Annotated in this window: 13 protein-coding genes, 1 tRNA gene and 1 rRNA gene; 3 read left to right on the forward strand and 12 right to left on the reverse strand. The window is 69.9% G+C overall.

Features of this window, described 5'->3' with window-relative positions:
- Window positions 1-23 precede the first annotated feature (23 nt).
- Window positions 24-860: an Fpg/Nei family DNA glycosylase gene (locus ACGFZS_RS46620; protein ID WP_393800289.1), complete on the forward strand. Its 837-nt coding sequence runs from the start codon at window positions 24-26 to the stop codon at window positions 858-860.
- A 32-nt stretch (window positions 861-892) separates the two neighbouring features.
- Window positions 893-1,657 (forward strand): SDR family NAD(P)-dependent oxidoreductase, encoded by a 765-nt coding sequence (locus ACGFZS_RS46625; protein ID WP_393800290.1) that lies wholly within the window; start codon window positions 893-895, stop codon window positions 1,655-1,657.
- A gap of 330 nt (window positions 1,658-1,987) precedes the next feature.
- On the opposite strand, the gene ACGFZS_RS46630 is transcribed toward ACGFZS_RS46625, so the two are convergent.
- From ACGFZS_RS46630 to ACGFZS_RS46670, 9 genes are all read right to left on the reverse strand, one after another.
- Window positions 1,988-2,458: a DNA starvation/stationary phase protection protein gene (locus tag ACGFZS_RS46630; protein ID WP_365686417.1), complete on the reverse strand. Its 471-nt coding sequence runs from the start codon at window positions 2,456-2,458 to the stop codon at window positions 1,988-1,990.
- 208 nt (window positions 2,459-2,666) lie between these two features.
- Window positions 2,667-3,041 (reverse strand): helix-turn-helix transcriptional regulator, encoded by a 375-nt coding sequence (locus tag ACGFZS_RS46635; protein ID WP_132894382.1) that lies wholly within the window; start codon window positions 3,039-3,041, stop codon window positions 2,667-2,669.
- Between the two features lie 109 nt (window positions 3,042-3,150).
- On the reverse strand, window positions 3,151-3,696 hold the full coding sequence (locus ACGFZS_RS46640; RefSeq protein WP_365686420.1) for a CinA family protein: 546 nt from the start codon (window positions 3,694-3,696) through the stop codon (window positions 3,151-3,153).
- Window positions 3,693-4,451, reverse strand: coding sequence for a CDP-diacylglycerol--glycerol-3-phosphate 3-phosphatidyltransferase (gene pgsA, locus ACGFZS_RS46645; RefSeq protein WP_393545482.1), 759 nt, complete (start codon window positions 4,449-4,451; stop codon window positions 3,693-3,695). The genes ACGFZS_RS46640 and pgsA overlap by 4 nt, the downstream gene beginning before the upstream one ends.
- Window positions 4,448-5,920 carry a 30S ribosomal protein S12 methylthiotransferase RimO gene (gene rimO, locus ACGFZS_RS46650; protein WP_355721373.1) on the reverse strand — a complete coding sequence of 491 codons (1,473 nt, stop codon included), beginning with the start codon at window positions 5,918-5,920 and terminating at the stop codon, window positions 4,448-4,450. Before rimO ends, pgsA begins: the two co-directional genes overlap by 4 nt.
- A 92-nt stretch (window positions 5,921-6,012) precedes the next feature.
- Entirely contained in the window at window positions 6,013-6,855 is an 843-nt protein-coding gene (locus ACGFZS_RS46655; protein WP_393800291.1) for a RodZ domain-containing protein, read from the reverse strand.
- 276 nt (window positions 6,856-7,131) lie between these two features.
- Window positions 7,132-9,888: a DNA translocase FtsK gene (locus ACGFZS_RS46660; RefSeq protein ID WP_393800292.1), complete on the reverse strand. Its 2,757-nt coding sequence runs from the start codon at window positions 9,886-9,888 to the stop codon at window positions 7,132-7,134.
- Between the two features lie 124 nt (window positions 9,889-10,012).
- Entirely contained in the window at window positions 10,013-10,696 is a 684-nt protein-coding gene (locus ACGFZS_RS46665) for a response regulator (protein WP_355721381.1), read from the reverse strand.
- A gap of 274 nt (window positions 10,697-10,970) precedes the next feature.
- Window positions 10,971-16,430, reverse strand: a complete 5,460-nt coding sequence (locus ACGFZS_RS46670; protein WP_393800293.1) for a HAMP domain-containing protein — start codon at window positions 16,428-16,430, stop codon at window positions 10,971-10,973.
- Window positions 16,431-16,828: 398 nt separating this feature from the next.
- On the opposite strand from ACGFZS_RS46670, the gene ACGFZS_RS46675 reads away from it, so the two are divergent.
- Entirely contained in the window at window positions 16,829-19,585 is a 2,757-nt protein-coding gene (locus ACGFZS_RS46675; protein WP_393800294.1) for a SpoIIE family protein phosphatase, read from the forward strand.
- Window positions 19,586-19,644: 59 nt separating this feature from the next.
- On the opposite strand, the gene ACGFZS_RS46680 is transcribed toward ACGFZS_RS46675, so the two are convergent.
- The 3 genes from ACGFZS_RS46680 to rrf form a co-directional block, all read right to left on the reverse strand.
- Window positions 19,645-19,720: transfer RNA gene (locus tag ACGFZS_RS46680), tRNA-Thr, on the reverse strand.
- Between the two features lie 76 nt (window positions 19,721-19,796).
- Window positions 19,797-20,474, reverse strand: a complete 678-nt coding sequence (locus ACGFZS_RS46685) for a DegT/DnrJ/EryC1/StrS family aminotransferase (RefSeq protein WP_393800295.1) — start codon at window positions 20,472-20,474, stop codon at window positions 19,797-19,799.
- A 98-nt stretch (window positions 20,475-20,572) separates the two neighbouring features.
- A 5S ribosomal RNA gene (rrf, locus tag ACGFZS_RS46690) occupies window positions 20,573-20,663 on the reverse strand; the annotation flags it as partial.

The raw sequence follows: 20,663 nt of genomic DNA on the forward strand, positions 1-20,663 counted from the left end.
CCCCCGCATGCCACCCTTGACCCATGCCCGAAGGTGACACGGTCTGGCAGGCCGCGCGGCGCCTGCACGAAGCGCTCGCCGGCCAGGTGCTGACCCGCAGCGACTTCCGGGTGCCCCAGTACGCCACCGTCGACCTCACCGGCCGAACCGTCCTCGGCACCACCCCGCGCGGCAAGCACCTGCTCACCCGCTTCGAGGGCGGTCTGACCCTGCACACGCATCTGCGGATGGAGGGCGCGTGGAAGGTCTACGGCGGCGCCGAGCGCTGGAAGGGCGGCCCGGCGCACCAGATCCGGGCGATCCTCGGCACCGCCGACCGCACGGCCGTCGGATACCGCCTCCAGGTCCTGGAGTTCCTGCGCACCGGCGAGGAGGAACGCGCCGTGGGCCACCTCGGCCCCGACCTGCTGGGCCCCGACTGGAACCCCGACCGCGCCCTCGCCAACCTGCTCGCGGACCCCGCCCGCCCGCTCGGCGAGACCCTGCTCGACCAGCGCAACCTGGCCGGCATCGGCAACATCTACAAGAGCGAGCTCTGTTTCCTGATCGGCGCGACCCCCTGGCTCCCGGTCGGTGCGCTCCCCGCCGACCGCGCCGCGAAGCTCCCCGCCCTCGCCCAGCGGCTCCTGGAGGCCAACCGCGACCGCCCGGTGCGCCGGACCACCGGCCTGCGCGACCAGGACCTCTTCGTCTACGGCCGCGCACCCCGCCCCTGTCTGCGCTGCCACACCCCCATCCGCGTCGCCGACCAGGGCGACGGCTCCCGCGAGCGCCCCACCTACTGGTGCCCCGCCTGCCAGACCGGCCCCGGCCCGGCGCCGGGCCCGCCCCGTACCCGGAGAACCCGCACAACTAATTGACGACCCGTCAGAAACGCTCGTACCGTCCCCTCATGCCCCTCAAGGCGTACGACCTCACCGGACGCACGGCATTCGTCACCGGCGCCGCCGGCGGCATCGGCCGGGCCTCCGCCGTACTGCTCGCAGAGGCGGGCGCGACCGTGCACTGCGCCGACCGGGACGCGGACGGACTGCACGAGACCGCCACGCTGATCAAGGACCGGGGCGGCACCGCCCACACCCACACCCTCGACGTGACCGACCGCGCGCGGCTCGGGCAGGCCGTCCAGTCCTGCGGACGGCTCGACGTCATGGCGGCGATCGCCGGGATCATGCACCGAAGCCCGGTCCTGGAGACCAGGGACGAGGACCTCGACCGGGTCCTGGACGTCAACTTCAAGGGCGTCCTGCACGCCTGCCAGGAGGCGGCCCGCCTGATGCTGGCCGGGCGGACCGGGGGCAGCATCATCACGATGGCGTCCGGCGCGATCGACACCGGCGGTCCCGGCCTGCTCTGCTACGGCGCGGCCAAGGCGGCCGTGGTCCAGCTGACCAAGACGCTCGCCAACGAGGTCGGCCGGCAGGGCATCCGCGTCAACGCGGTCGCCCCCGGCTGGACCCGCACCCCCATGACCACCCGGGACGACGGCGAGGAACAGCGGCAGACCGAGGCGTGGATGACCCGGATGTCACCGCTGGGCCGGGTCGGTGAGGCGGAGGACATCGCGCACGCCGTGCTCTATCTGGCCTCCGACGCCTCCTCGTTCACGACGGGCCAGATCCTGCGTCCGAACGGAGGGGTGGCGATGCCCTGGTAGCCCCCTCGGCCCGCCAGGCCGTCCGCCACCGCCTCGGTCCCAGGGCGCCCGCCGCCCGGACCCTCGGCACACAGTTCACCGGCAGCAGGCTCAGTCCCCATCCCCCGGCGGCCACGGTCCCCTCCAGCGCCCCGGCGCCGTCGGCGAACACGAGCCGCAGCACGGCCCACCACCACACCGCCGCCAGCCCGAGGGCAACCCCCCAGCGCACTATCCGCCCCACCACCATGGCCGCCACCTCCAGCCGGACGCTAGAACGCCGCCCGGTCCGCCGGAAAGGCGCACCGAGGGCTCACCGATGCAACGGCCGTCGCCCCGCCCCGGCCACCGCTAGACGTTCTCCGCCTGGAACATCCAGTGATGTTTCTCCAGATCCGCCGTGATCCCGATGAAGATGTCCTGGGACACCGGATCGGCCTCCGCGGTCGACATCACCCGGTCGCGCATCCGGGTGATCACCGCGCCCAGCGCGTCCACCAGGGTGCCCACCGCGTCCGAGTCCTTGACCCAGCCCCCGGGAGCCGTGCCGATACCGCTGCCGGAGGCCACCGTGGCCGCCCGGCCGTCCGGTGAGACGCCGAGCGCCGAGGCGCGCTCCGCGACCGTGTCGGAGTGGGCCCGCGCCGTGTCCACGACCTCGTCGAGCTGAAGGTGGACGGAGCGGAAGCGGGGCCCGACCACGTTCCAGTGGATCTGCTTGGCGACCAGCGCCAGGTCCACCAGATCGACGAGGGCGCCCTGCAGCGCCTCGGCCACGGCCTTCAGATCCGCGTCGGACAGCGGGCTCTTCACGACGTACATGCTCTCTCCGGTGGTCGGTCGGCCCCCTGTCACGCCCCTCCCACCATGACCGCACCGCCGGACACCGGCAAATGGACGCACAGCGCCCGCGGACGCACGAAGACCCCGGCCGCACCTCCCCGGGTCTCCCCGGAGAGGCCCCGGCCGGGGCCTCGTACACTTCTTCGACGCCGGGTCGGCGCCGCATCGGTCTACGCTCGCGCAGGCGTCACGCGGCGACCACGTCCACTGCCTCGGCGGGTGCCTTGATGGTCACCCGTTCCGGTGGCACACCGGTCACCGAGACGGTACCCAGCATCGGCCGAACCGGCGTGGGAACGGACTCGGTGGCCTGGGCGGACTGGGCCAGCTCGGCGAGGGCGAGCTCGTCGCTCACTTCCCGCATGAGCTCGGACATCCGTACGTCCAGCGCGTCGCAGATGGCGGAGAGCAGCTCGGAGGATGCCTCCTTCTGCCCCCGCTCCACCTCGGAGAGATAGCCGAGTGAGACTCGGGCGGACGAGGAGACTTCGCGCAGAGTACGGCCCTGGCGCTGGCGCTGCCGACGCAGCACGTCACCCAGCAGGCGACGGAGCAGAATCATCGGTGGCTCCCTCCTCGGACCGCGTAGCCGCATCCTTCACGCCCCACCGTACCGCCTTGCGCCGCGGCCGTGCGGGGAGCGATGTCGTGTTCACTCAGGGCTGCAAACATCAAAACCCCCCGTTCTGTTCCGTATCCTGTGTCCGCTCATTCCCGGTCTGTTCGCTCGCAAGCTCCCTCAGGAGCAGTGCGAGTACGCTCCGTACACTCTCTCTACGAATTTCCTCGCGGTCGCCGTTCAACCGCAGGGCCTCCACTTTTCCGCCAGCGGCAGAACCGGAACCAGGGCCGAACGGCCCGTCCACGGCCACGAAAACGGTCCCGACCGGCCGGCCGTCCTGCGGTTCCGGACCGGCGACCCCGGTGGTCGCGAGGCCCCAGTCGGCGCCCAGCGCCTTCCGCACTCCGGCCGCCATCTGGGCCGCGACCTGCGGATCCACCGCTCCCCGCTGGGCCAGCAGGGTGGCGTCGACGTCCAGCAGGTCGTGCTTGAGTTCGGTGGCGTACGCGGTGACCGAGCCCCGAAACGCCTTGGACGCCCCCGGAACCGTGGTGATCTCGGCCGCCACCAGACCGCCGGTCAGCGACTCGGCGACAGCGAGGGTCTGGCCCCTCACTGTCAGTAGTCGCACCAGTTCGGCGGCCGTGGAATTCACGCTTCCGTCTCCTCCGACGCCGCCGCGCGCTCGGCGATTCCCTGCTGCCGCAGCACAATGGCCTGTCTCACATAGTCGAGGCCGGTGACCACGGTCAGGACGACGGCCGCGGCCATCACCCAGAACCTCAGAGTCGCCAGCCATCCCGTCAGTGCCAGCACGTACATCCCGACGGCCACGCCCTGGGTGAGGGTCTTGAGCTTGCCGCCGCGGCTGGCCGGGATCACGCCGTAGCGGATGACCACGAAACGCATGAGCGTGATGCCGAGTTCCCGGGCGAGGATCACGATCGTCACCCACCAGGGCAGATCGCCCAGCGCGGACAGACAGATCAGCGCCGCCCCCATGATCGCCTTGTCGGCGATGGGGTCGGCGATCTTCCCGAAGTCGGTGACGAGGTCGTAGGTGCGGGCCAGATGCCCGTCGAACAGGTCGGTGATCATCGCGATGGCGAAGGCGGCCCAGGCGAGCGAGCGCCACGCCGGGTCGTACCCGCCGCCGGCCAGCATCAGCGCGACGAAGCCGGGCACCAGGACCAGCCGGAGCATGGTCAGCAGATTGGCGACGTTCCACACGCTGGCCTGGTTGACGGCGGCGGCCGCGATCTTCCCGCCGCGCGGCGGCCGCTCGTCGTGCTGCGGGCCGGCCTGGGACTCGCTCTGCGGACCTCGCTGAGGACCGGAGGTGGCGGCGGAGCCCGGGGCGCCCTGCGCGCCGGAGGGTCCGCCCGCGGCGGACGCCGGGACTCCGGTCATCTGCCGTCCTCCTCGCTCCATGCGGCCGAGCCCTGCAGCGGCTCGGCCACCAGGTCGACACCTTCCGTACCGACCACCTTCGCCTCGACCATACGACCGACGGACAGCCCTTCGCCGCTCGTGAGCAGCACCTGTCCGTCCGTCTCGGGCGCCTGGTGGGCGCCGCGGCCGTAGACGCCCTCCTCGTCGTCCACCGACTCCACCAGGACGTGCACGGTCTCGCCGACGCGCTCCTCGGCGCGCTGCGAGACGAGTTCCTCGGCGAGCTGGGAGATGTGCGCGAGCCGCTCGGCGACGACGTCCTCGTCGAGCTTGTTCTCGTATGTCGCGGCCTCGGTGCCCTCCTCGTCGGAGTAGCCGAAGACACCGATGGCGTCGAGGCGGGCGCCGTTCAGGAAGCGCTCCAGCTCGCCGAGGTCGGACTCGGACTCACCCGGGAAGCCGACGATGAAGTTGGAGCGGACGCCGGCCTGCGGGGCCTTGCTCCGGATGGTGTCGAGCAGCTCCAGGAAGCGGTCGGTGTCGCCGAAGCGGCGCATGGAGCGCAGCACACCCGGCGCCGAGTGCTGGAAGGACAGGTCGAAGTACGGGACGACCTTCGGCGTGGAGGTCAGTACGTCGATCAGGCCGGGGCGCATCTCGGCGGGCTGGAGGTAGCTCACCCGCACCCGCTCGATGCCGTCGACCTCGGCGAGATCGGGCAGCAGGGACTCCAGGAGACGGATGTCACCCAGGTCCTTGCCGTAGGAGGTGTTGTTCTCGGAGACCAGCATCACCTCCTTCACCCCCTGCTCGGCCAGCCAGCGGGTCTCGTTCAGCACGTCGCTCGGGCGGCGGGAGATGAAGGAGCCGCGGAAGGACGGGATGGCACAGAAGGAGCAGCGGCGGTCGCAGCCGGAGGCGAGCTTCACCGAGGCGACCGGGGAGCCGTCCAGACGGCGGCGCAGGGGCGCACGCGGGCCGGAGGCGGGCGCGACGCCCTCGGGGAGGTCGGTCGGCCCGTGCCCCGGCAGCGCCACCGTCGCGGCCGAGTCCTGCCGCTCGGCCGGGCTGATGGGCAGCAGCTTGCGGCGGTCGCGCGGGGTGTGCGAGGCGTGGATGCCGCCGTTGAGGATGGTCTGCAGCCGGTCGGAGATGTCGGAGTAGTCGTCGAAGCCGAGCACGCCGTCCGCCTCGGGCAGCGCCTCGGCGAGCTCCTTGCCGTACCGCTCGGCCATGCAGCCCACCGCCACGACGGCCTGGGTTCTGCCGTGCCCCTTGAGGTCATTGGCCTCCAGGAGGGCGTCGACGGAGTCCTTCTTGGCGGCCTCGACGAAACCACAGGTGTTGACGACGGCGACATCCGCGTCCGATGCGTCCTCGACAAGCTGCCAGCCGTCCGCCTCCAAACGGCCTGCGAGCTCCTCCGAGTCCACCTCGTTACGGGCGCAGCCGAGAGTGACGAGTGCGACGGTACGGCGTTCAGGCATGGGCTCAAGACTACTTTGTCTCACTGACAGCCCACGTCGAAGGGGCTGGCCGATCATGGCCAACCCCTTGTGTACGCGCGTGAACCGAACAGTTATCCGACTTCGGGGTCGCCCTTGGTGTACGTCAGACGCTCCACGGCACCCGGCTGGAACTGGTCCTCGATCTTCTTCCCGTTGACGTAGAGCTGGATCGCTCCGGCGTCACCGAGGATCAGGTTGATCTTGGAGCTGTCCTGGAAGGTCTTGGAGTCGCCCTTCTTCAGGAGCCCGTCGAAGAGCATCCGGCCGTTGTGGTCCTTGGCCGAGATCCAGCTGCGTCCGTTGACCGCGCTGACCTGGACGGTGACCTTGTCCTGGGGCGCGGCGGCGATCGCGCTGTCGGAGGGCTCGGGGGTCTTGTCCGGCTTGCTCTCCTTCGGGGTCGGCGAGACCGGCTTGCTGGTCGTCGGGGCCGGGCCCTCGGCGACGGACTGCTTGGCGTCGTCGCCGTCGCCGCCCTTGAAGGCGGTGAAGCCGACGAAACCGATCACGACGACGATCGCGGCGACCATGGCCGCCGTCCAGTTGGGTCCGCGCCGCTCGGGACGGATGCGTTCCGCCTCGAACAGTGGTGCGGCGGGCGTCGGCGCGGGCCGCCCACCACCGTGCTCGGCCGCGAACTGCGCGAGCAGCGGCTCGGGGTCGAGGCCGACGGCCTTGGCCAGGGTCCGGATGTGCCCACGGGCATAGACATCGCCGCCGCACGGGGCGAAATCGTCCGCCTCGATGGCGTGCACGATGCCGATCCGGACCCGGGTGCTCCCGCTGATTTCGTCGACGGTCAGCCCGGCGGCGATGCGGGCCTGTTTGAGGGCTCGGCCTACGGAGGGGCGGTTTTCCTCGGACTCGTCTTGGAACGGACGCTCGTCTTCAGGGGAGTTGCTGCCGATGGACACGGGGGCGCCTTTCGAGCGTGTAGCCACCTGTGCTGGAGGTTCAGTCTATGGGGGGTGCAAAAGGGTGAGGCAACCGGGCGGTACGACTTTGTACGCCATCGGTATGGCCGGACATCCCGATGGCGGGTCAGGTGTGCGCCCCAGAATGGGGTGCACACCTTTCCTTTCGCTCAACTTGACGTGCGTCAAAGGGAAACGGTTGCCCGAGGATCTCTAACGAGTGGATCACGACCGTGACTCCACCCGGTCTACAGGCGCCCGTGCCCTGAGACAGACCTACCCCTCAGACTCCCCACGGATCACGGCAAGCACTCCATCCAGCTCATCGGGTTTCACCAGAACGTCGCGAGCCTTCGAACCCTCGCTCGGCCCGACCACCCCGCGGGACTCCATCAGGTCCATGAGCCGGCCGGCCTTGGCGAAGCCCACGCGCAGCTTGCGCTGGAGCATCGACGTGGAGCCGAACTGGGTGGAGACGACCAGTTCGGCCGCCTGGCAGAGCAGGTCGAGGTCGTCGCCGATGTCCTCGTCGATCTCCTTCTTCTGCTTGGTGCCCACGACGACGTCGTCCCGGAAGACCGGCGTCATCTGGTCCTTGCAGTGCTGGACGACGGCCGCGACCTCGTCCTCGGTGACGAACGCGCCCTGCATACGGGTCGGCTTGTTCTGCCCCATCGGCAGGTACAGCCCGTCGCCCTTGCCGATCAGCTTCTCGGCGCCCGGCTGGTCCAGGATGACGCGGCTGTCGGCCAGCGAGGAGGTGGCGAAGGCGAGCCGCGAGGGCACGTTCGCCTTGATGAGGCCGGTGACGACGTCGACGGACGGCCGCTGGGTGGCGAGCACCAGGTGGATGCCGGCCGCGCGCGCGAGCTGCGTGATACGCACGATCGAGTCCTCGACGTCCCGGGGCGCGACCATCATCAGGTCGGCGAGCTCGTCGACGATCACCAGCAGGTAGGGATACGTCTTGAGCTCGCGCTCGCTGCCCTCCGGCGTCTTGAGCTTGCCGTCGCGGATGGCCTGGTTGAAGTCGTCGATGTGCCGGTAGCCGAACGCCGCCAGGTCGTCGTAGCGCAGGTCCATCTCGCGTACGACCCACTGGAGTGCCTCGGCGGCCCGCTTCGGGTTGGTGATGATCGGTGTGATCAGGTGCGGGATGCCCTCGTAGGCGGTCAGTTCGACCCGCTTGGGGTCGACGAGGACCATGCGGACGTCCTCGGGGGTCGCGCGGACCATGATCGACGTGATCAGGCAGTTGATGCACGACGACTTACCTGAACCGGTGGCTCCGGCGACCAGTACGTGCGGCATCTTCGCCAGGTTGGCCATCACATAGCCGCCCTCGACGTCCTTGCCGAGCGCCACCAGCATGGGGTGATCGTCCTCGGCGGCGGCGGCCAGCCGGAGCACGTCACCGAGGTTGACCATCTCGCGGTCGGTGTTCGGGATCTCGATGCCGACCGCTGACTTGCCGGGGATCGGCGAGATGATCCGCACGTCGGGGCTGGCGACGGCGTACGCGATGTTCTTGGTCAGCGCGGTGATCCGCTCGACCTTCACGGCCGGGCCCAGCTCGACCTCGTAGCGCGTGACCGTCGGCCCGCGCGTGAAGCCGGTGACCGCCGCGTCGACCTTGAACTCGGAGAACACGTTGGTGAGCGAGGCGACGACCCGGTCGTTGGCCTCGCTGCGCGCCTTGCCGGGGCCTCCGCGCGTGAGGAGTTCCAGCGAGGGCAGCGAGTAGGTGATGTCGCCGGAGAGCTGGAGCTGTTCGGCACGCGGGGGCAGGTCGCGGGGTTCGTCGGGGGCCGGTTTGGTCAGGTCCGCGACGACGCCCTCGAGCTTCTCCTGCTTGGGCCGCGCGGCCGGGACCGGCCTGGGGCTCGGGGTCGCGGCGGGGCTCGGACTCGGCACGGGCGTGGGGGTGGTGTCCTCGCGGTCGCCGACGCTGACGCCCTGGGTGAGGTCGGCGACGAGCGGCGAGGGCGGCATGCCGTGCAGGACGGCCCCGTCGAGCGCGGCGGCGGCAGCGGCGGCGACGTCCACGGCGTCCATCTGGCGGCCCAGCTCGGGCTGCGGCACCGCGGAGCGCCTCGGGCGGCCGCGGCGCTTGGCCAGGGCCTGCTGCTCGGCGCTGTCGGGGTCGTAGTCGCCGGGGGCGTTCGCGCGCTTGCGGGGGCGTGCGGGCAGCGCCTCGCGCCACTGCTCGTCGTAGCGCTCGTCGTCCTCGCCGTACTCGCCGAACTCGTCCGGATCGGGGTCGTGCACCAGCCCGAGGCGCACGCCGAGCGCGCGCAGCCGTTGCGGGATGGCGTTCACCGGGGTCGCGGTGACGACGAGCAGCCCGAAGATCGTGAGCAGTGCCAGCAGCGGCACGGCGAGGACCTCGGTCATGGTGTAGGTCAGCGGGGTCGCCGCCGCCCAGCCGATGAGGCCGCCGGCGTCCCTTATGCCCTGCATGCCGTCGCTGCGCGCGGGCGAGCCGCAGGCGATGTGGACCTGCCCGAGCACGCCGATGATCAGCGCGGACAGGCCGATCACGATCCGGCCGTTGGCCTCCGGCTGCTCGGGGTGGCGCATGAACCGTACGGCGATCACCGCGAGCAGTATCGGCACCAGCAGGTCGAGGCGGCCGAAGGCGCCGGTGACGAGGATCTCGACCAGGTCGCCGACCGGACCGCGCAGATCGGCCCAGGTGCCGGCGGCGACGATCAGGGCGATGCCGAGCAGCAGCAGGGCGACGCCGTCCTTGCGGTGGGCGGGGTCCAGGTTCTTGGCTCCCTGTCCTATGCCGCGGAAGACGGCCCCGACGGCATGCGCGAGGCCCAGCCAGACGGCGCGCACCAGGCGGTACACGCCCCCGGTGGGGCTGGGCGCCGGTTTGGGCGCCGGCGCGGACTTCTTCGCCGCGGTCCTCTTGGCGGGCGCCTTCTTGGCCGGGGCTTTCTTCGCGGCGGCCTTCTTCGCCGGAGCCTTCGAGGGAGCGGCCTTCTTCGCGGGCTGCTTCTTGGCTGCCGAGGGACGTGAGGCCATGGGTGTGAGATTACCGGGGGATGCGGCAGGGGACACGTGTGCCCACTGCTTCACCCGTTCGTGTCGCCCTTGCCGGGGCGCGGAGCTGACGCGGACTCATGGGCAACTCCGGCCGCACTCGGGGTCAGTTCTGCGAAGGGAGCGCCGGGGCGCTGCCGCCCGTGCCCGGCTCCAGGGCGTCCAGCGCCCGGCGCAGCCCGGTCAGTTTGCGCTCCAGATGGGCCGCCGTGGCCACCGCCGCCGCGTCCGCGGACTCGTCGTCCAGTTGCTTGGACAGGGCCTCGGCCTGCTCCTCGACGGCCGCGAGCCGTGCGGAGAGCTCGGCGAGCAGCCCCGCGGACTCCTTGCCGGCGACCGCGCCGCCCTTGCCGCCGCCCTCCAACTGCAGCCGCAGCAGCGCCGCCTGCTCACGGAGCTGGCAGTTCTTCATGTACAGCTCGACGAAGACCGAGACCTTGGCGCGCAGCACCCACGGGTCGAAGGGCTTGGAGATGTAGTCGACCGCGCCCGCCGCATAGCCCCGGAAGGTGTGGTGCGGGCCATGGTTGATGGCGGTGAGGAAGATGATCGGGATGTCCCGGGTCCGCTCCCGGCGCTTGATGTGCGCCGCGGTCTCGAATCCATCCATGCCCGGCATCTGGACGTCCAGCAGAATGACCGCGAAGTCGTCCGTGAGCAGTGCCTTGAGCGCTTCCTCCCCGGACGATGCCCGCACCAGTGTCTGATCCAACGCAGAGAGGATCGCCTCCAGCGCCAGCAGATTCTCCGGCCGGTCATCGACCAGGAGGATCTTGGCCTTCTGCACCATGGCCCGCCCTCCTCGCCCCGGATGTGCACCGGGCGCCGCCCCAGGGGACGACTCCCTTTCGCCGCCCGTCCTTGTGCCGGTCATGGTAGCCGCACCCCGCCTGTCGCCACACCCTGTCACCGCGATGTCACTGTGCACGTAGCAGAAACGCAGCCGGAGACCAGAAGGTTCCCCCAATCCCGTACTTCTACACGGGTCCGGCCACCCTGAGTCAGCAACTCCCCGTGCACACGGAAGGTTCCCGTAACGTTCACATCACACCTGGTCGCTCCGGTCACTCCTCGCGCATCCACTGCTCCATCACCGCCAGCAGGTGATCGGGATCGACCGGCTTGGTGACATAGTCGGACGCGCCCGACTCGATCGCCTTCTCCCGGTCGCCCTTCATCGCCTTGGCGGTCAGCGCGATGATCGGCAGTCCGGCGAACTGCGGCATCCGGCGGATCGCCGTGGTCGTCGCATAGCCGTCCATCTCCGGCATCATGATGTCCATCAGGACGACCGCGACATCGTCGTGCTGTTCAAGCACCTCGATGCCCTCCCGGCCGTTCTCGGCGTACAGCACCGACAGACCGTGCTGCTCCAGGACGCTGGTGAGCGCGAAGACGTTACGGATGTCGTCGTCGACGATCAGCACCTTCTCCCCGGCGAACCGCACGCCCCGGCGCGGCTGCGGCGCCCGCGACTCCTGCTCGGCGAGGACCGGCCACGCCTCGGTCAGCTGCGGGACGCCCCGCCGCCGGCGCCGGAAGAGCGCGGCGGCACCGTTCTGGGTCTCCTGGTACGACTTCACCTCGGCCGGCGTCTCGATCTCCGCGCCGGACAGCTCCATGGAGTGGTTCTGGGAGGCGACCAGGTCCCCGGCCTCCAGCGCGGGCACGGACTGCTGGTAGCCCTGCGGCGGCAGCTCGCTGGGGTGCAGCGGCAGATACAGCGTGAACGTCGAGCCGCGGCCCGGTTCGCTCTGCGCGTGGATCTCGCCGCCCAGCAGCTGCGCGATCTCCCGCGAGATCGACAGTCCGAGACCCGTACCGCCGTACTTGCGGCTGGTCGTGCCGTCGGCCTGCTTGAACGCCTCGAAGATCACCCGCATCTTGCTGGCCGCGATCCCGATGCCGGTGTCGGTCACCGAGAACGCGATCAGCGGCGCGTCCGGATCACTGAGCGAACCGGCCTCCAGAAGCTGCTCCCTGATCCCCACCGGCACATCGCCGCTCGCCGGCCGGATCACCAGCTCCACCGACCCGGAGTCGGTGAACTTCACCGCGTTGGAGAGCAGGTTGCGCAGCACCTGGAGAAGCCGCTGTTCGTCGGTGTGCAGGGTGGCGGGCAGCTCCGGCGAGACCCGTACGGACAGGTCCAGGCCCTTCTCCGCGGTCAGCGGCCGGAAGGTGGCCTCCACGTAGTCCACGAGCTGGACCAGCGCGATACGCGTCGGGGAGACGTCCATCTTGCCCGCCTCGACCTTCGACAGGTCCAGGATGTCGTTGATCAGCTGCAGCAGGTCGGAACCGGCCCCGTGGATGGTCTCGGCGAACTCGACCTGCTTGGGCGAGAGATTGCCCTCCGCGTTGTCCGCGAGCAGCTTGGCCAGGATCAGCAGCGAGTTGAGCGGGGTGCGCAGCTCGTGCGACATGTTGGCGAGGAACTCGCTCTTGTAGCGCATGGAGACGGCGAGTTGCTCGGCGCGCTCCTCCAGGACCTGCCGGGCCTCCTCGATCTCGGTGTTCTTCACCTCGATGTCGCGGTTCTGCTGGGCCAGCAGCTCGGCCTTCTCCTCCAGTTCGGCGTTGGACGCCTGGAGGGCCTTCTGCCGGTTCTCCAGCTCGGCCGACCGCTCCTGCAGCTGTTCGGTCAGCTCCTGCGACTGCTTCAGCAGCACCTCGGTCTTGGTGTTGACGGAGATGGTGTTGACGCTGGTCGCGATCATCTCGGCGATCTGGTTCAGGAAGTCCTTCTGGATCTGCGTGAACGGCGTGAAGGACGCCAGCTCGATCACACCGAGCACCTTGCCCTCGAACAGCACCGGAAGCACGATCACCTGCGCCGGCGGGGCCTCGCCGAGCCCCGAGGAGATCTTCAGATAACCGGAGGGCGCCTTCTCCACGAGGATCGTCCGCTTCTCCTTGGCGGCCGTGCCGATCAGCGCCTCACCGGGCCGGAACGACGTCGGCATGGAGCCCATCGAGTAGCCGTACGACCCCAGCATGCGCAGCTCGTACGCGTCCTCGTTCTCGGTGCTCGCGTCCTTGCCGTCGACCAGCGGCATCCCCAGGAAGAACGCGCCGTGCTGCGCCGAGACCACGGGCGTCAGCTCGCTCATGATCAGCGAGGCCACGTCCGCCAGGTCGCGACGGCCCTGCATCAGCGCGGAGATCCGCGCCAGGTTGCCCTTCAGCCAGTCCTGCTCCTGGTTGGCGACGGTGGTGTCGCGCAGGTTGGCGATCATCTTGTTGGTGTAGTCCTGGAGTTCCTTGATCTCGCCGGACGCGTCCACGTCGATCTTCAGGTTCAGGTCGCCACGGGTCACCGCGGTCGCCACGCGCGCGATGGCACGCACCTGCCGGGTCAGGTTCCCGGCCATCTCGTTCACGGACTCGGTCAAGTCCCGCCAGGTGCCGTCGACGTCCCGCACGCGTGCCTGACCGCCCAGCTGCCCCTCGGTGCCCACCTCGCGGGCCACACGCGTGACCTCCTCGGCGAAACTGGACAGCTGATCAACCATGGTGTTGATCGTCGTCTTGAGTTCGAGGATCTCACCACGGGCGTCAATGTCGATCTTCTTGGTCAGGTCGCCCTTGGCGATGGCCGTGGTGACCATCGCGATGTTGCGCACCTGGCCGGTCAGGTTCGACGCCATCCCGTTCACCGACTCGGTGAGGTCCTTCCACGTGCCCGCCACACCCGGCACATGCGCCTGACCGCCCAGGATGCCGTCCGTACCCACCTCACGGGCCACCTTGGTGACCTGGTCCGCGAACGAACTCAGCGTCTTCACCATCGTGTTGATCGTGTCGGCGAGCTGGGCCACCTCACCGCTCGCCTCGATGGTGACCTGCCGGGTCAGGTCGCCGTTGGCGACCGCCGCCGAGACCTGGGAGATGTTCCGCACCTGTGTGGTCAGGTTGTTGGCCATCAGGTTCACGTTGTTGCTGAGGTCCTTCCAGATACCCGTGATACCCGGAACGTGCGCCTGACCGCCCAGGATGCCCTCGGTACCCACCTCACGGGCCACCCGGGTCACCTGCTCGGCGAAGCTGGACAGCTGGTCGACCATCGTGTTGACCGTCGTGACGAGTTCGAGGATCTCGCCCTTCGCGTCAACAGTGATCTTCTTCGACAGATCGCCCTTGGCGACGGCCGTCGTGACCTCGGCGATGTTGCGCACCTGGATCGTCAGGTTGTTCGCCATGAAGTTCACGGACTGGGTGAGGTCCTTCCAGGTGCCCGCCACCCCCTGCACCTCGGCCTGGCCGCCGAGGATGCCCTCGGTGCCCACCTCGCGCGCGACGCGCGTGACCTCCTGGGCGAACGACGACAGCTGATCCACCATCGTGTTCAGGGTGTTCTTCAGCTCCTGGATCTCCCCGCGCGCGTCCACGGTGATCTTCTGGGAGAGGTCACCGCGGGCCACCGCGGTCGCCACCTGCGCGATGTTGCGCACCTGGGCCGTCAGGTTGCCGGCCATGCCGTTCACGGAATCCGTCAGGTCCCGCCACACACCGGCCACACCGGGGACCTGCGCCTGACCGCCGAGGCGGCCCTCCGTGCCCACCTCACGGGCCACCTTGGTGACCTGGTCGGCGAAGGCGGAGAGTTGATCGACCATCGTGTTGATCGTGTTCTTCAGTTCCAGGATCTCGCCGCGCGCGTCGACGTCGATCTTCTGGGACAGGTCGCCCCGCGCCACCGCCGTCGTCACCTGGGCGATCTGCCGCACCTGCGAGGTCAGGTTGCCGGCCATGAAGTTGACGGAGTCCGTGAGCTCCTTCCAGGTGCCCGAGACGCCGTCCACCCGGGCCTGACCGCCCAGCCGCCCCTCGGTGCCCACGTCCCTGGCCATCCGCGTCACCTGGTCGGCGAAGCTGGAGAGCTGGTCCACCATCGTGTTCACGGTGTTCTTCAGCTTCAGCATCTCGCCGGAGACGTCGACCGTGACCTTCTGCGAGAGGTCGCCGTTGGCCACCGCCGTCGTCACCTGGGCGATATTGCGCACCTGGCCGGTGAGGTTGCGGAATGCGGTGTTGACGGAGTCCGTCAAGTCCTTCCACGTTCCCGCGGCTCCGGGCACCTGCGCCTGGCCGCCCAGCTCACCCTCGACGCCGATCTCCCGGGCCACCCGGGTGACCTCCGCACCGAACGACGACAGTTGATCAACCATGCCGTTGACGGTGTTCTTCAGCTCCAGCATCTCGCCGGCCACGTCGACCGTGACCTTCTGCGAGAGGTCACCGTTGGCCACCGACGTCGTCACCTGGGCGATGTCCCGCACCTGAATCGTCAGATTCCGGAACACCGTGTTGACGGAGTCCGTCAGGTCCTTCCACGTACCCGCCACACCCGGCACGTTCGCCTGACCGCCCAGCTGCCCGGCGGCACCGACCTCGTTGGCCACCCGGGTGACCTCGTCCGCGAAGATCCGCAGCGTCTCGGTCATCTGGTTGATCGTCTCGGCGAGCTGCGCGACCTCACCCCGCGCCGGGACGGTCACCTTGCGCGACAGGTCACCGTTGGCGACCGCGGTGGTCACCTCCGAGATCCCGCGCACCTGCGCCGTCAGGTTGCCGGCCATCGTGTTGACGGAGTCCGTGAGCTCCTTCCACGTACCCGCCACCCCCGGGACATGCGCCTGACCGCCCAGGATGCCGTCCGTACCCACCTCACGGGCGACCCGGGTCACCTCGGAGGAGAACGCGGACAGCTGGTCCACCATCGTGTTGACGGTTTCCTTCAGCTCCAGCATCTCGCCGGCGACCTGGACGGTGACCTTCCGCGACAGGTCACCCTTGGCGACCGCCGTCGTCACCAGCGCGATGTCCCGCACCTGCGCCGTCAGCCTGTTCGCCATCGTGTTGACGGAGTCGGTGAGATCCCGCCATGAACCGGACATACCGCGCACCCGGGCCTGACCGCCCAGCTTGCCCTCGGTGCCCACCTCGCTGGCCACACGCGTGACCTCGTCGGTGAACGTCGACAACTGGTCGACCAGGTTGTTGACGGTCCGCCCGACCTTCAGGAACTCACCGCGCAACGGATGCCCGGCCCCGTCCGCCGACTGCGTCCGCAGCTCCATCCGCGGCGACAGATCACCCTCCGCCACCGCCGTCAGGACCCGGCCCACCTCAGAGACCGGCCGGACGAGATCGTCCACCAGGGCATTGGAGTTGTCGACGGCGGCCGCCCAAGAGCCTTCACAGGCACCCGTTTCCAGCCGTTCCGTGAGTTTTCCCTCACGTCCGACGACACGCCGCACCCGGGACAACTCACCCGTGAGGTGGAGATTACGGTCGGCCACCTCGTTGAAGACCGCCGCGATCTCCGACATCACGCCGTCGCCCGACACCGTGAGCCGCTTACGGAAGTTGCCGTCCCGCATCGCCACCAGGGCCACCAGCAGCCGGTCCAGGGCCGCCGAGTCCACCTCCGTGGTCCCGCCGCCACCCCGCCGCCTGCTCAGGGAGGGTCCGCCTTTCGCGCGCGCCTTAGTGCCCCGCGTCGCTGCGCCAGACTCCACTGTGTCCCTCCCGCAGGGGTCGACCGTTACTGCTGTGCTCGGATACCGCCATACTCGGCGTACCGCTTACTTCGGCGTACCAGTTACTGCTGGGTATTTCTGCCAGATGAGATCCGGCCACACCAGGGGCTGCTGCCCGCCGTACACGGAACGCACTCAGGCTGACCGGACCTTCACCAGAAGCTTGCCCAGTGTTTCACCCTGTCCGAACCAGGCCATAACAGTTCGGCAGCTTCGCACATCGTCCGCACACCCTGGGGGCGTAAACACTGGCGACCGGCATCCGCTCGGACGGCGAAGGTAAGTAACCTTGCATGCGGCTGTCCAGCCGTACCGGTCCGTCCGGCCTGGGCGGTGGCACGAGAACGAGCGGGCATTCGGAGGGGCGGCCGCAGACCATGACCACCGGAGTGATCCCCGGGGGACACAACCCGGAGCCACGGCCCACGGGCGAGCGCATGCCGCAACAGCGGCACGAGCCGACCGGCCAGGGAAGCCCGCATGTCGAGACCCGGTCGAGGAGTTCTGTGATCACCGCGCGCGCGGCCTCCACCTTCGAGCCCGTCGGGCGATCGGTCGCGACCGCCCGCTCCTTCGTCCGCGACACGCTCCAGGGCTGGGGCTTCGCCGACGTCGTCGACGACGCCGTGGTCCTCACCAGCGAACTGGTGACCAACGCCGTGGTGCACGCGGGCACCCACGCCGACGTCCTGTGCCTGCGCACGGACGACGGCGTACGCATCGAGGTCGCCGACCGCTACCCGGAACGCGAGGTCCCGCTCCAGGGCTCCGCGATCAACATGGGCAGCCCCGACCGCGAGGGCGGCCGCGGACTCCAGCTGTGCGCGGCCCTCGCCGCCCGCTGGGGTGTCGAGTACACGCCCACCCACAAGAACGTCTGGTTCCAGCTCGATCTCCCCGAGCGCCCGGTGGGCACCCGCGCGGCGGGACCGTCCCTCCCTGCCGACCTCCTGCCCCTCGCCGACGGCAGGGTCCGGGTCGCGGTCGTCCAGATCGACCGAAAGGGCTCGGTCTCGGCCTGGAACGAGGACGCCGAGGAACTCTTCGGCCACGCCGCCGCCGAGGTCACCGGCAAGCCGCTCACCGACCTCGCCGCCTGGCCGCACACCCCCGGCACCGGCACCGGCATCGCCGAGGCCCTCCAGCTCTCCCGCTGGGAGGGCAGTTACGGCATCCGCGGCGCCGACGGCCGCGTCACCTCCGTCTACGCCTCGCACCTGAGGGTCCGTGACACCGGCGGCGAGCCCTCCACCGTCTGCCTGCTGGTCCGCGACCACGAACGCGCCGTCCTGCAGACCCCGTTGCGCGTCCCCTCCGCCGACGGCGTCGGCACCTCGGACGGCCAGAGCACCGACCCCTTCGAGGTGTTCATCGGCTCCCCGGCCCCGGACGACCTCGACGGCCTCCTCCAGCGCACCGTGGAACGCGCCCGCGACATGCTCGACGGCGACTCCGCCTTCCTGCTCCTCGCCACCGACGACGAGACCGAGTTGGAGGTCCGCGCCTCCACGGGCCTCCCGTCCGCCCGTCAGCGCTTCGCACGCGTCCCCGTGGAAGCCGGCCCCGGCCGCTACGGCTCGGCCCGTATGCCGGCCGTACACGACGATCTGACGGCCGTTCCGGGCGCGGTCCCCCTCCTGGGCGGCACCGGCATGCGTTCGGTCGTCACGGTCCCGCTGAAGGTCGAGGGCCGCCTCACGGGCTCCCTGGGCGTCGCGGCCGAGGCCCCGGGCAGATACTCCAACGAGGAGGCGCTGCGCCTCCAGTTCGCCGCCGACCGCATCGCCCTGGCCGTCGAGTCGGCCCGCCTGGGCGAGCTGGAGCGGCTGCGCCGCGGCTCGCTCAGCTTCCTGGTCGAGGCCTCCGACCTGCTCGCCGGCACCCTGGACCGCGACCAGACCCTCGCCCTGATGGCGCAGATGACGGTCCCCACCCTCGCCACCTGGTGCGCGGTCTACACGATCGCCGACCAGGCCTCCGAGCCGTACCTCTCCTACGTCCTGCACGAGGACGAGGAACTCATCGACGGCATCAAGTCGTTGCTCTCCAAGGTGCCGCCGCCGGACCCGGTACCCACCCCCGGCGCCCGGGTCTGGACCGCCCCCGGCGAGCACGCCCACCAGGCCGCCCTGCGCAGCTCCATGCGCACCCTCGGCCTGACCGGCGGCCCCGCCCGCCAGGTCTCCTCCGCCATCGGCCCCACCCTCGCCACGGCCTCCGCCGTCGGCGGCGAGACGGTCGTCCTCCCGCTCGTCGCCCGCAACCGCGTCATCGGCATGCTGACGCTCGGCAAGCCCACCGACGAGCACTTCCGCCAGGAGATCCTCGAACTGGCCGAGGACCTCTCCCGACGGGCCGCCCTGGCCCTCGACAACGCCCGCCTGTACTCGGAGCGCACGGCCATCAGCCAGGCCCTCCAGCGCAGCCTCCTGCCCCCGGGCACCCCGCACATCGACGGCATGGAGGTCGAGGTCATCTACCGCGCGGCCGGCGAGGGCAACGAGGTCGGCGGCGACTTCTACGACGTCTTCCCCATCTCCGACGGCGCCTACGGCTTCGCCATCGGCGACGTCTGCGGTACGGGCCCCAACGCGGCCGCCGTGACCGGCCTCGCCCGGCACGCCCTCCGCCTCCTGGCCCGGGAGGGCCTCAGCGGCCCCGCGGTCCTGGAGCGCCTCAACTCGGCCATCCTGGACGAGGGCGCCCGCAGCCGCTTCCTGACCCTCCTCTACGGCGAGATGCGCCCCCAGGAGGACGGCAGCGCCGAGATGAAGGTGGTCTGCGCCGGCCACCCGCTCCCGCTCCGCCTGCGTCAGGACGGCACGGTGGAGGCCGCCGCCGAACCCCAGCCGCTCCTCGGCGTCATCGAGGACCTGGAACTGTACGAGCAGACGGTCACCCTCGACCCGGGCGATGTCCTCCTCTGCGTCACGGACGGCGTGACCGAACGCCGCGAAGGCACCCGCATGCTCGGCGACGACGGCCTCGCGGACGTCCTCACGACCTGTACGGGCCTGACGGCAGGCGCGGTCGCCGCCCGCATCATGCGCGCGGTGGAGCGCTTCGCGTCCGACGCCCCGTCGGACGACATGGCGATTCTGGCGATGCGGGTCCCCGGCCTCCAGAAGGACTGAGGGCGGGGCCGGAAGGGAACGCGAAAAAGCCCCACCCGAAAGGGTGGGGCTTTTCTCGATGGAGCCCCCAAACGGAATCGAACCGTTGACCTTCTCCTTACCATGGAGACGCTCTGCCGACTGAGCTATGGGGGCCTGTCGCCTTTTCGAGGTTTCCCCCGCGGCAACGAAATAGATCATACCCCGAACAGACCCGAGTTCCCAAACCCGTTCAGAAGGCGGGCTGAAGCAGTCCGCCGAGGGCATTGCAGGCGGAGACGATCCGCTGCATCTCCCGCTTGGTCAACGAGGCGTCCACGGGCAGCGCCAGCGTCTCGTCGGCGGCCCGCTCGGTCTCCGGCAGGGACACGCACCGGCGGAACTCCGGCAGCCGGTGCACCGGCGTCTTCACCGGCACCCTGCAGTCAACTCCCTTGCCCCGCAGGGCACGAGCGAAGGCGTCCCGGTCGGGCCGGCCGTTCCCCGGCACCCGCACGACGTACTGCTGGTAGGTGTGCCCGTCACCACCGTCCGGCGTCCGCACCCCGCGCAGCTTCGCATCGAGATAGGTGGCCCGCTGCCGCCGCTGCGCGATCTCGTCGTACGGCGCCTCGGACTCCCCCTGCTCCAGCACCAGCAGCCCGTGCCGCTGGCCCAGCGCGCGCAACCCCCTGACGTCGGCCCACCGTCCAAACCGGTGTACGACAACGACAGCCGCGGAACGGGCGGTTACCGCCGCTTCCACCGCCGTCACGTCCAGGCAGTAGGTGACCGGATCTATGTCCGCGAACACCGGGAGCGCACAGGCCAGTGTCACGGCCTCGGCGACCTCGGCGTTCCCGAAGGCCGGCACGATGACCTCGTCACCGACTCCGACGCCGGCGGCCCTGAGCATTGCAGCAGTACCCATGCTTGGATGCTCGGTGCGCAACGTGAACTTTGCGTTACGCAAACCAAAAAAGGGTTGGACCCGGAACCGAAGTTCCAGATCCAACCCTTTCAAAATTTGTTCGGCGGCGTCCTACTCTCCCACAGGGTCCCCCCTGCAGTACCATCGGCGCTGTAAGGCTTAGCTTCCGGGTTCGGAATGTAACCGGGC

Origin of the sequence: Streptomyces sp. NPDC048288, from assembly GCF_043201555.1 — a bacterium.
In the GTDB taxonomy this organism is placed as follows: Bacteria; Actinomycetota; Actinomycetes; order Streptomycetales; family Streptomycetaceae; genus Streptomyces.